11 protein-coding genes are annotated in these 11621 nt (G+C 43.0%); 7 read left to right on the forward strand and 4 right to left on the reverse strand.

Annotated features, from left to right (window positions below; translation table 11 throughout):
- Positions 1-102 precede the first annotated feature (102 nt).
- Positions 103-405, forward strand: a complete 303-nt coding sequence (gene rbp / locus BGL89_RS11365; protein ID WP_286825795.1) for an RNA-binding regulator — start codon at positions 103-105, stop codon at positions 403-405.
- A 57-nt stretch (positions 406-462) separates the two neighbouring features.
- Here rbp and BGL89_RS11370 read toward each other — a convergent pair whose 3' ends face one another.
- Complete coding sequence (locus BGL89_RS11370) at positions 463-1080, reverse strand: DedA family protein (RefSeq protein WP_286825803.1); 618 nt, start codon at positions 1078-1080, stop codon at positions 463-465.
- A gap of 69 nt (positions 1081-1149) precedes the next feature.
- Here BGL89_RS11370 and BGL89_RS11375 point away from each other — a divergent pair, with 69 nt between their 5' ends.
- The 5 genes from BGL89_RS11375 (at position 1150) to BGL89_RS11395 (ending at position 5477) form a co-directional block, all read left to right on the forward strand.
- Positions 1150-1689, forward strand: coding sequence for a pentapeptide repeat-containing protein (locus BGL89_RS11375; protein WP_286825796.1), 540 nt, complete (start codon positions 1150-1152; stop codon positions 1687-1689).
- A gap of 346 nt (positions 1690-2035) precedes the next feature.
- Positions 2036-3652, forward strand: a complete 1617-nt coding sequence (locus BGL89_RS11380) for an ABC transporter substrate-binding protein (protein WP_286825797.1) — start codon at positions 2036-2038, stop codon at positions 3650-3652.
- A gap of 151 nt (positions 3653-3803) precedes the next feature.
- On the forward strand, positions 3804-4586 hold the full coding sequence (locus BGL89_RS11385) for an endonuclease/exonuclease/phosphatase family protein (RefSeq protein ID WP_286825798.1): 783 nt from the start codon (positions 3804-3806) through the stop codon (positions 4584-4586).
- Positions 4587-4950: 364 nt separating this feature from the next.
- The gene (locus BGL89_RS11390) at positions 4951-5187 is read left to right on the forward strand and encodes a CsbD family protein (protein ID WP_052278120.1); all 237 of its coding nucleotides are present in this window, start codon (positions 4951-4953) and stop codon (positions 5185-5187) included.
- 14 nt (positions 5188-5201) lie between these two features.
- Positions 5202-5477: a GlsB/YeaQ/YmgE family stress response membrane protein gene (locus BGL89_RS11395; RefSeq protein WP_502692617.1), complete on the forward strand. Its 276-nt coding sequence runs from the start codon at positions 5202-5204 to the stop codon at positions 5475-5477.
- A 16-nt stretch (positions 5478-5493) separates the two neighbouring features.
- On the opposite strand, the gene pyrR is transcribed toward BGL89_RS11395, so the two are convergent.
- On the reverse strand, positions 5494-6027 hold the full coding sequence (gene pyrR, locus BGL89_RS11400; protein ID WP_286825799.1) for a bifunctional pyr operon transcriptional regulator/uracil phosphoribosyltransferase PyrR: 534 nt from the start codon (positions 6025-6027) through the stop codon (positions 5494-5496).
- Positions 6028-6148: 121 nt separating this feature from the next.
- Here pyrR and BGL89_RS11405 point away from each other — a divergent pair, with 121 nt between their 5' ends.
- Complete coding sequence (locus BGL89_RS11405; protein ID WP_286825800.1) at positions 6149-7546, forward strand: amidase; 1398 nt, start codon at positions 6149-6151, stop codon at positions 7544-7546.
- On the opposite strand, the gene BGL89_RS11410 is transcribed toward BGL89_RS11405, so the two are convergent.
- Together BGL89_RS11410 and metK are read right to left on the reverse strand one after the other, a co-directional pair.
- Entirely contained in the window at positions 7539-9413 is a 1875-nt protein-coding gene (locus BGL89_RS11410) for an ABC transporter ATP-binding protein (RefSeq protein WP_286825801.1), read from the reverse strand. The genes BGL89_RS11405 and BGL89_RS11410 overlap by 8 nt on opposite strands.
- 543 nt (positions 9414-9956) lie before the next feature.
- Positions 9957-11207, reverse strand: coding sequence for a methionine adenosyltransferase (gene metK / locus BGL89_RS11415; protein WP_286825802.1), 1251 nt, complete (start codon positions 11205-11207; stop codon positions 9957-9959).
- Between the last annotated feature and the right edge of the window lie 414 nt (positions 11208-11621).

Below are 11621 nucleotides of genomic sequence, written 5' to 3' on the forward strand. Positions count from 1 at the left end.
GGCTTTTTCCATGGGGAGCATTTTAGCATATATTCCGTAAATGTGCTAATATTTAACGGTAAAGCCGTCGTAGAACGACGGGGTTTCAGACTCAAATTTTCGATGACAATTTACGTTGGTAATCTGGTTTATGAAGTCACGAAAGAGGACTTGCACGGTGTATTCGCTGAATACGGCACGGTTAGTCGCGTTTACTTGCCCGTAGATCAAGCAACGGGTAAAATGCGCGGTTTTGCTTTTGTGGAAATGTCCTCCGATGAGGAAGAAGCAAAAGCGATCGAAACTCTTGACGGGGCCGAATGGATGGGACGACAGATGAAAGTCAATAAAGCTCGTCCCAGAGAAGATAATTTTGGTGGTGGTGGCGGCGGTGAGCGCAAAAACTTCGGGCGCCGCGAACGTTAAAGAGATTCTTGTCAAATTCCCGAAGCGGTTATTTCTGATAACCGCTTTCTTCTGGGCTTAAACTGTCGTTTTCCGTGACTCAAGGATGGGGTGGATAATTGTCCAGGCCAGGACGATAATTAAAGCCAAGATACCAAAACGAGCCATAGAACTGACTAATTGGTGCAAGGGGAACAAACGGCCTAAAAAGAAGGATAATGTCACCATAATCGTCGCCCACACCGTTGCTCCACCGAGATTACAGAGGAAAAAGCGACCGTAGGGCATTCGGGCAATTCCCGCCATGGGACCTGCAAAGATTCTTAACAGGGCCACGAAGCGACCGAAAAAGACCGCCCGGGGTGCATTTTTACTAAATTGTTCCTTGGCTAATTCTAGTTTTTGAGGTGGAATACGAAAGAATTTGCCAACTTTTAACAAAAACGGCCAACCCCCCGCGCGACCGAGCCAATAGCCAAAATTATCGCCTAAAACTGCTCCTGTAATTGCGCTGACTAAAACTAACCAATAGTTCAAATCACCGCTACCGGCAAGGAAGCCGCCCACAATGGTGATGGTTTCTCCTGGGATGGGAATCCCGGTATTTTCGAGGGTGATGCCGATAAATACTGCCCAGTATCCGTATTGGTGGGCGATTTCTTCAATATTTTCTAGGGATAATAGCTCTAGGGACATGGAGCGCTTTCTTAACAAAGGTTTACGAATATTCTAAGATATTTTTACAGGATTTAACCGTGGCTGAACATGACTTTTCCCAGTATTGATTTATTAGCAATTCGTCAGGGTGAGATAAAAGATTTAGCGGGCATGAATTTGGCAGGGGCTGATTTAGCGGGTGCAGACCTAGCAGGAGCGAATTTACGGGCAAATTTACGCGGTGCTGACCTGACAGGGGCAAATTTAAGGGGAGCAGATTTTCGTAATGCCGATTTACGCGGGGCAATTCTCCTCGATGCGATCGTGACTGGGGCAAGTTTGGCCGGCGCTTTTTTAGCCGGAGCGGTTTTTAATCATCTAGATTTGTCCGGGGCGGATTTTCGCGGTGTCGATGGCCGGGGAGTGAGTTTTGTCGGGGCGATTTTAACCCAAGCGGATTTTACTAGCGCTAATCTTTCTGGGGCAGATCTGTCGGCAACTGATTTAGAGGAAGCAATTTTTTTCGGGGCGGTTTTACGGGGAACAAATTTTACTGATGCCAATCTTCTTTGTGCTAGTTTAACCTCGGCAGTAACCACGGGGGCAATTTTCGATCGAGCTTGTTTAGAAGGGACAGGATTAACCTAAATGGCTGATAGATAAAAGAAGATGAGTTTCTAATTAGTTGCTGGAACCTGATCTAGGTTGAAAAATCTTACCCATTCCCCTGTTTATCTACCTTCATGGCTCCAGCTATTCTGAACCATTTAACACCTTTGCTGCCCTGGGGCTTCTTCTTGACCAAATTTATCAAGTTTTTGCCATTCTCGACCGGAAAATTTAATTTAATTGTCCGGGTAATCAGTGCAGTTATTGAAGAATTTTACCCAACCAATTAAGCAATCAATCTACTTCCTTAAGGGAACCTAGAAGAAAAGACTATGCACAAAAATGATAGGATTGATTGATACCTAGCTGCCGTTAATCGCCCTCGATGAAACCTTTACGCCAACTTTACCACTATTTAAGTTTATTTTGCCTCTGTCTTCTTCTGACCGTGGGCTGTCAGTCCACTAATTCCAATTTACCACAACGAGATAGCGATCGCCTGATGATCGGGACAACCCTAAAACCACGCTCGCTCGATCCTGCCGATAGTTATGAGTTAGCAGGACTTTTTATTATTTATAATCTCGGTGAAACTCTCTACACCTACGCAGAAGGAACCACTAATTTAAAGCCCCTCCTTGCCACGGAATTGCCCCAAATTAGCCCCGATGGCTTGACTTATACTATACCGGTACGTCGAGGAGTTATTTTTCATGATGGCACGGTTTTTAACGCAGAGGCGATGAAGTTTTCCCTAGAAAGATTTATCAAAAATGGTGGCGAACCTTCCTTTCTTCTGCGGGATACAATTGATAGGATCACCGCTACCAAAGAAGACGAAATTACTATTAAATTAACCAGACCTTTTGCCGCTTTTCCCGCTCTTTTAGCTTACCCAGGAGCCTGTGCAGTTTCACCCAAATTTTATCAAATTGGCGAGGGTAAATTTAAACCGGAAGAATTTATCGGCACAGGACATTATCAATTAAAAGCAGTTACTAGCGATTCTTTTAGTTTAGAAGCCTTCGATCGCTATTGGGGAGAACCAGCCAAAAATAAGGGAGTTAATGTGCAAATTTATCTCTCGAATCCTGCCAATTTATTCAACGGTTTTCAAACGGGTGCGGTGGATATTGCCTATCAATCTTTACTCCCTCCTCAAGTGAGAAAATTACGCACAGAAGCGGCGCAGGGAAAATGGCAAGCGCTCGAATCTTCTGGGGCAGCAATTAACTTTATGAGCGTCAATCTCAAAAGTGAACCCACCAATAATATTTTAGTGCGACAAGCCATTGCTTCTCTAGTCGATCGAGATTTACTTAATGATCGCATTTTACAAGGTCAAGGCATACCTCTTTTTAGTCTCATTCCTACTACTTTTTTCGAGTCACAACCGGTGTTTAAAGAGCGCTATGGCAACCATAATATAGAGCAAGCCAAACAATTACTAAAAACTGCTGGTTATAGTCCAGAAAAACCCGCAATTGTAGAAGTTTGGCACTCCTCGGGATCGATCACTTCCAGCACTGTAGCGGCAGTGCTGAAAGCCCTATCAAAACGGGATTTAGATAATAGTATTCAATTTGAACCCAATAGTATCCTAGGAGCGGCATTTTTCCGTAATATTGGCCGGGGACTTTATACCACTGCCCTATCTAATTGGTATCCCGATTTTTTGGATGCAGATAACTATATTTATCCCTTTTTAGATTGTGCTAAAGGTTCCCCAGACACTGGCTGCGAAGAGGGAGGATCGCAAAGTCAAGGCTCATTTTTTTATAGTCAAGAAATGAATCAATTAATCGCACAATCCCGTCGGGAAAGTAACCCGGCCAAAAGAAAGCAAATTTTTGGCAAAATTCAAGAAATTCTCGCCGATGAAGTTCCCTATATTCCCCTTTGGCAAACTAAGGAATACGCTTTTGCTCGCAATGGCATCACGGGAGTTATCATCAATCCCAGTCAAACTTTTCCCTTTTGGACAATTGCCAAAAAATCCTGATAATTAATTATCAGTTATCAGTTATCAGTTATCAGATGTGAGTTTTCAGTTATCAGATGTGAGTTTTCAGCTTACTGATTACTGTTTACTGTTTACTGTTCACTGAAAAAACTCCCCACTTCCTATTCCCTTCCTCATTCTCCATTTTCCTATGAAACTAACAGCAATGTCCTTTAATATTCGCTACGATAAACCCGATCCCGATGAGCGTAATTGGCGAGTAAGAAGGGAAGCAGTAGCGGCTTTAATTGCTCACTATTCTCCCGATATAATTGGTACTCAGGAAGCTCGCGCTAATCAATTATTGGATCTACACCGTTTATTGCCAAAATACCAAAGCTTAGGCAGCGATCGCAGGGGGACAGGATTAGATGAACATTGTGCGATTTTATATCAACCAAGTCGGTTAAAATGTTTAGAAATATACGAATTTTGGCTATCGGAAACTCCCGATATTATTGGCAGTATCACTGAAGCTTGGGGTAATCCTTATCCCCGCATGGTAACAGGTGCTAAATTTCGCACTCTTGAGGGGCAAACTTTGCAGTTTTATAACACCCATCTCGATTACTATAGCGACAAAGCTAAGGACTTAGGGGCTAAGTGCATACAAGAGCATTTTTGTCAACTAGATTTAACAAAAGATTACCTATTTTTAACGGGTGATTTTAATGTTAATTCTCAGCAATTACCCCGTCAGATTTTAACTCAACCTCTCCAGTCAGAAATTAAATTAAAGGACGCTTTAGCAGATTTGGAATTAGCCGAACAAATGAGCTTTAATAATTACACTGATAACCCTTATTTAGCCATCGATACAATTTATTATGATAGCCGTTTGCAGTTAGATTGGGCAAAAGTTGATCGCTCTCGTTGGTTGAATCTTATTCCTTCCGATCATTATCCCGTAATTGCTGCTTTTACCTTGCCCTAAAAATAGATTATTTTTGTATTTAGCAAATATATAGAGGCTGAAAGCTTCAGCAGGCTCTGGTGATTCGATGGTTAAATTTGTTCAGTTTTTTAAACGGCAAAAAAATTAACAATAAGCGCAGGCCTGGCCAGATATACATCTCTCTCAATGGCGAAACCAATAATAATTATAGCGTTTCTGATTCACAAGAGGTACATTGCCGATCCTGAGCAGCTTAATCAGCAAAGGTTTAAGTGTGCCGCACATATGCGAGAACCGCTATATTCCCAAAAACTTAAGATTTATTTAAGTTTTTAAAGGGCAGTAATTACCGCATTTGTGTTATAAGAATAACAATAACAATTTCTTGACCGAGGAAAAATTTATGAGCATCGAAGACAAAATGAAGGCTGCTGCCAAAAATGTCGAGGGGAAAGTACAATCGGCTGCTGGAGAATTAACTGGCGACGAGAAAATGAAAGCAGAAGGAGAATTAAAGCAGGTACAAGCAGCGGCAATGAACGTGGCAGCTGATGTCAAAGATAAGGCAGAAAATTTGTTGGAGGACATGAAAAACGCCGCCCAGGACGCAATCGAAAACATTAAAGACAAAATTAACTGAACGGGATTAAAATCATGATTAATGTCATTTCTTGGATAATTTTGGGCTTTATTGCTGGTGCGATCGCAAAAGCTATTTATCCCGGGCGACAGGGGGGTGGTATTTTGGCCACGACTTTGCTAGGAATTATCGGGGCTTTTGTGGGGGGAACTCTGTTAAATTTGATTCAAACTGGCAGTTTTGCCCTAGCGGGTTCCACCTTAAGCATACCGGGCATTTTTGTCGCTATTATCGGTGCGATCGTGTTTATTTTCCTCTGGGGATTAGTCACGACTTCCCGTCCTGACTAATAGTCTTAACTCCTGTTTATTTGATTAATTCCACCCCATCTTTGCCGTCAATCTCTTGTAGATAAACTTTTACCTGTTCCTCGGCTGCGGTGGGTAGTTTTTTGCCTGTAAAATCCGGGTGAATTGGTAATTCCCGATGACCACGATCAACTAACACTAATAAGCGGATTTTTTGCGGTCTGCCATACTCAATAATAGCATTGAAAGCGGCGCGGATCGTGCGACCTTTATAGATAACATCATCGACTAAAATCACAGTTTTTCCCGTGACATCTAGGGGCATTTTGGTTTTAGCAGGAGTGCGGGTTTTAATGCGATCGAGATCGTCGCGATAGAAGGTAATATCGATCGCTCCCACGGGAACTTTTACCCCTTCTAAGCTTTCAATTTGACTAGCAATTAAATTAGCTAAAGGCACTCCTCGCGTGTAGATACCGATCAAAATCAAGTTATTTAAATCGCCACTTTTTTCGATAACTTCGGAAGCTAAACGGGTAAGGGTGCGACGAATTTCGTCAGCCGAGAGAATTTCAATTAACTGTGGAGTCATAATTTTCCAAGACAAGAGGGGATAGGGGATAGGGAAATTTTTACTTCAATTTTCCTTTAAAACCATCTCTATCATTAAAGAATATAATTATTTTCACTTACCTATTTTACCTCGATCGCTCATGAGTGATGAATTATTGCCAAAATCTGCCCTAGAATTAGCCCAACTGATTCGCACTAAACAAATCTCCCCCCTAGAATTAACCCATTTATACCTCGACAGAATTGAGAAATTTGACTGTCAAATTGGTAGTTTTGTCCATGTCGCCAGGGAAAGCGCCCTAGCAACCGCCAGCGCCCAAACGGAACAATTAAGTCAAATCGCCGATACTGCCGAATTACCGCCTTTTTTTGGAGTTCCCACCGCCATTAAAGACTTAAATGCCGTCGCTGGAATGCCCGTTAGTTACGGAGTCGCCGCCCTCCGGGGAAATATTGCCCAGTACGATGAAGGAATCGTCACCAGAATGAAAAGGGCGGGTTTTATCCTTCTGGGCAAAACTGCCACTTCCCAACTAGGTTCCTTTCCCTACACCGAAAATCCGGGTTTTTTGCCGACTCGTAACCCCTTCAACCGCGATTATACCGCAGGAGGTTCTAGTGGCGGGGCAGCGGCAGCTGTAGCGGCGGGTTTCTGCCCGATTGCCCAGGGTTCCGACGGTGGCGGTTCGGTGCGTACTCCGGCGGGTTGTTGCGGTTTGGTGGGGATAAAACCCAGTCGCGGGCGCGTTTCCTATGCCCCGGTGGGGGAATTTCAAAGCGGTATCGCCACTAACGGCACTCTTTCTAAGACGGTGGCAGATGGGGCAGCGCTGCTTACCGTGATTTCGGGCTATACGACGGGCGATCCCTACTGGCTACCCGATCCCGCCTTTTCTTTCCTAGAAGCCACCAAAAGATCCGTAAAACCCCTAAGAATCGCTTTTTCTACTTCCATATCCCCCTTCGGTGAAGCGGCTTCCGCCTATAAAAATGCTGTTATCGAGACGGCTAAAATTTTAGAGGACATGGGGCATCATTTAACGGAGTATTCTCCCGATTTACAGGCTTTAATCGCTCCTTTTAGCCTTATTTGGCAAGCGGGTACGGCGGCAACAGGAATTCCGAAGGAGTTATTAAGTCCCCTTAATCAATGGTTATTAGACAATTCTGGCAGCGCTGGGGAATACCTGCAAGCGGTGCGGCAGATGCACGTTATTTCGCGGCAAATTGTGGCGATATTTGATAATTTTGATGTCTTACTTTTGCCAATTTTTCTACATCAACCCCCCGGAATTGGTGAGTGGGAAAATTTACCACCGGAAGAAGCGGTTAATAATATGATTGGTTGGATTGCCCCTTCTCCCATTGCTAATGCGAGTGGCCTACCCGCGATTGCTTTACCCACAGGAGTGGATAGTCAGGGTTTACCCGTGGGAATTCAGTTAGTTGGTAAACCTGCCGATGAAATCACTTTGTTAGGTTTATCGGCACAATTAGAGGCAGCTAATCCTTTCGGTTTGATGGCTAATTTTAACTAGCAAGACTTTCGGTAAATTGGGGAATGGAAGCGATAAGTTTACGGGTGTAATCACTTTGGGGAGAGTTAATAATTTGGTTAGCTGTACCCATTTCCTCAATTTTACCTTTATTCATCACCATAATGCGATCGCTCATAAATCTGACAACACTTAAATCGTGGGAAATAAAGATATAAGTGAGATTAAATTCCTGCTGTAATTCTTTGAGTAAATTTAAGACTCCCGCTTGCACGGAAACATCCAAAGCAGAGACAGATTCATCACAGATAATAAACTGAGGATTTAAGGCTAAAGCGCGAGCAATACACACCCTTTGTCGTTGTCCTCCTGATAGTTGATGGGGATAGCGATCAAACCAATTAGGATCAAGTTTAACTCGTTCTAATAAATATTCTACTCGTTCACGTTGCTTTTGGGAATTGCCGCCAGTATGATGAATAACCAGCGGTTCTAAAATTGCTTTACCAATGGATAAACGGGGATTCAGGGAGTTGTAGGGATTCTGAAAAACTATCTGTAATTCCCGTCGCAGTAATCTTAATTTTGGATCGCTGGGGTTTAATTTAGCGAGATTTTCTCCTCGGAAATAGATATTTCCAGAAGTGGCAGGAATTAAGCGCAGAATTGTCCTTGCTAGGGTTGATTTCCCGCATCCCGATTCACCGACTAAACCGAGGGTTTCCCCCTGTTTAACGGTAAAACTGATCTGATCTACGGCATTAAAAAAGGTCTTTACTTGCCCGAAAACTCCCTTGACTGGAAATCTAACCGATAAATTTTCTACCGATAAAATATTCTCGTGATTCTGTAAACCTTCAATTCTGCTTTCTTCCTCTTGGAGAGTAATAAATTTAACTGCCGGTGGAGTAATTTCCTGTAATTCAATAATCTTACCTTGAGAGTCTTTTTCCACTTGTAAAAAATCGCTGACGGTGGGCAATTTTTCGGGACGAGAGTTTAAGCGTGGACGACAGGCAAGTAAACCTTTTGTGTAGGGATGTTGGGGATAATTTAATACTTCTTCTTTAGTTCCCTGTTCGACAATTTCTCCTTGATACATCACGACAATTTGATCGGCAATTTCGTTAATAACTCCTAGATCATGGGAGATAAAAACCATTGACATTTCTCGATCGCTTTTACACAAATCTCGTAATAATCTTAATATTTCTGCTTGGACAGTCACATCTAAAGCGGTGGTTGGTTCATCGGCAATTAATAGAGTAGGATTACAAGAAATCGCCATGGCAATCATTACCCTTTGTAATTGTCCCCCCGATAATTCGTGAGGATAACGCTTAAGAATCACCTCTTTTTGTTCCTGAATATAAGTTCTAATTTTTTCTCTGACATGACCCTTATTTTCTAAGGGAAAAGTTTCTATATACTTCTCCTCTAACTGTTCATCACTGGGTAATAAGCGCACTTCTTGCAGTAGAGAGATTGCTTGATTTTTTGCCTGTTCAGTGCTGACTTTTTGATGCAGTAAAATCGCTTCGGTAATTTGAAACTCGATGTTATAAACTGGATTAAGAGAACTCATTGGTTCTTGGAAAATCATCGCCATTTCTCCCCCGCGATAATAACGCAATTCTTCCGGGGGAATAGATAATAAATCTACTGCTTGCATTGACTGACCTTTTGCCGGACGAAAACAAATTTCTCCTGCGGTAATTTTCCCCGGAGAGGGAACCAGTCCCATGAGTGCGAGGGAGGTGACGGATTTTCCTGAACCCGACTCCCCCACACAACCGAGAACTTGACCTTTCTGCAAGCTAAAACTAATGTTATTAACGGCGACTGTTGTTCTTTTGTGATTAGAAAATTCAACGGTGAGATGGCGAACGTCGAGAACTTTGTTATCCATAGCTCTTTAACTGGTGAAACCTAGCATCATAACCTAAGTTGTCAATTTTAACTATATAGCAGTTATCTTATTGAGATTTTTAAAGGGAAAATCTCTGCTAAAATTGGGTGTTACTTCCGATTTTATTACTTAATCCAAGCTTTTGGGGGGTTCTATCCCCCAAACCCCAGAGCGCATTAGTTTTTCTGTGAGATGCTTACAGGCAGTTGTTGATATATTTGTAACAATTTAAGAGTCACTGATAATACCTGATTGTCGGTATTTCTGCAAATGTGAGATGCTCCCCATTTTTTTAGCTATAAGAAGACCCAGAGAATAGGGAGGCTAAAGTGTTGAAAGTATCATCAATATTTAAAACTAAACCTTTTGCTGTCCGGTTATCCCATAAGAGTTAAGGATAAACACAAAGGCACAAAGAACACAAACAGAAAGACAGATTCGATTTACTGATAAATATAGCTTTTTCTGTTTAAAAACCGTCCAAAAAAGGAATAGAGCCTGAAACTCTATTCCTGAATCAAAAATTGCAGTTAATTTTTAACCCTATACTACCGCAGAAGTCAAAGCTTCTTTGAGGATAGCGACTTTATCGGTTTGTTCCCAGGGTAAATCGAGATCATTGCGACCAAAATGACCATAAGCGGCCACATCTTGGTAAAAACGCTCGCCTCTTTCACTGGGTAAACCGCGCAGGTTAAAGGTTTGGATAATACCGGCCGGACGGAGTTCAAAGTATTTATTGATTAAGTCCAGAATCACATCATCAGCGACTTTGCCAGTGCCAAAGGTTTCCACGAAGAGACTCACCGGACGAGCTACCCCAATCGCATAACCCACTTGAATCTCGCACTTATCGGCCAAACCAGCAGCGACGATATTTTTGGCCACATAACGGCAAGCATAGGCTGCGGAGCGATCGACTTTGGTAGGATCCTTACCGGAGAAAGCGCCGCCACCGTGACGAGAATAGCCACCGTAGGTATCGACGATAATTTTCCGTCCCGTTAATCCCGCGTCGCCTTGGGGTCCACCAATGACGAATTTTCCGGTGGGATTAACCAGATAACGGGTATTGGCATCGGGTTTAATCTCTAAATCGCTGAAGACCGGCTGTACTACCGCTTCCCAGAGATCACTTTTAATCTTTTGTTGGACGAGATCATTATCGGTGATATCGCCGATAGTAGCATCGTGTTGGGTAGAAACAAGGATAGTATCGATACCCACGGGACGACCATCTTCATAAATGACCGATACTTGCGTTTTACCGTCGGGACGCAGATAGGACAGTTCACCCGTTTTTCTGACTGCCGCTAAACGGCGAGCGATGCGGTGGGCTAAACTAATCGGTAAGGGCATAAATTCGGGGGTTTCATTGCAAGCGAAACCGAAGACAATACCCTGGTCTCCCGCACCAATTTTATCGAGTTCATCATTGCTGAGAAGTTCGCGATTTTCCTGAGCAGCCGTGACCCCCTGGGAAATATCGGGAGATTGTTCGTCTAAAGCGACTAAAACGGTGCAACTATTCGAGGAAAAGCCGTTATCTGCGTTGATATAGCCGATTTCAGCGATTTTCTTGCGAACTAAATCGACGAAATGAACCTGTGCTTTCGAGGTGATTTCACCAGTAATCAAGACTAACCCTGTATTGACAACCACTTCAGCCGCTACACGACTGTGGTCATCTTGGGATAACAGAGCATCGAGAATAGTATCGGAAATCTGGTCACAAATTTTATCGGGATGTCCCTCTGTCACCGATTCGGACGTGAACAAATAACGTTTAGACAAGTGATGTCCCTCATATGGTAGTACATTTGAACGCAAAAAGATTCCAAGAAATCTTTGATCATATAGTGTAACAGGGAATTTGTAGAGATCGAGTATGTTCAATAAGAAACCGCCCGAACATTGTCCGGACGGAGTGTGGTGTGAGGAGTGAACGGAAACTTTCGTCTCCGCTAATTCCATTGTAGATGACAACTTAGAATCTTGAGCGATTTGAAACAAACTAGCCCAAAAAATTTTTATTTCTTGAAGGGGTTGACTAATGCCCGATCCCCTTCTCGATGATGTAGCCTGATTAATAGAGGTCGCAGAGCTATACGGAAAGATTTTGACATCCTCACCGCCGTAAACGGACGGTGATTCCCAAACCTCACGATTTGGGTTTCTGCTTCTTTCCCTTGCGGGGTTCCGCACCTG

The organism is Microcystis sp. LSC13-02, from assembly GCA_002282935.1.
Classification (GTDB): domain Bacteria; phylum Cyanobacteriota; class Cyanobacteriia; order Cyanobacteriales; family Microcystaceae; genus Microcystis.

Bases quoted from the DNA above. Each gene is read 5' to 3' on its own strand.
- BGL89_RS11390 (WP_052278120.1), top strand. From the start codon at position 4,951: ATGAGCATCGAAGACAAAATGAAGGCTGCTGCCAAAAATGTCGAGGGG.
- BGL89_RS11395 (WP_502692617.1), top strand. From the start codon at position 5,202: ATGATTAATGTCATTTCTTGGATAATTTTGGGCTTTATTGCTGGTGCG.
- rbp (WP_286825795.1), top strand. From the start codon at position 103: ATGACAATTTACGTTGGTAATCTGGTTTATGAAGTCACGAAAGAGGAC.
- BGL89_RS11385 (WP_286825798.1), top strand. From the start codon at position 3,804: ATGAAACTAACAGCAATGTCCTTTAATATTCGCTACGATAAACCCGAT.
- BGL89_RS11410 (WP_286825801.1), bottom strand. From the start codon at position 9,413: ATGGATAACAAAGTTCTCGACGTTCGCCATCTCACCGTTGAATTTTCT.
- pyrR (WP_286825799.1), bottom strand. From the start codon at position 6,027: ATGACTCCACAGTTAATTGAAATTCTCTCGGCTGACGAAATTCGTCGC.
- BGL89_RS11405 (WP_286825800.1), top strand. From the start codon at position 6,149: ATGAGTGATGAATTATTGCCAAAATCTGCCCTAGAATTAGCCCAACTG.
- BGL89_RS11370 (WP_286825803.1), bottom strand. From the start codon at position 1,080: ATGTCCCTAGAGCTATTATCCCTAGAAAATATTGAAGAAATCGCCCAC.
- BGL89_RS11375 (WP_286825796.1), top strand. From the start codon at position 1,150: ATGACTTTTCCCAGTATTGATTTATTAGCAATTCGTCAGGGTGAGATA.
- BGL89_RS11380 (WP_286825797.1), top strand. From the start codon at position 2,036: ATGAAACCTTTACGCCAACTTTACCACTATTTAAGTTTATTTTGCCTC.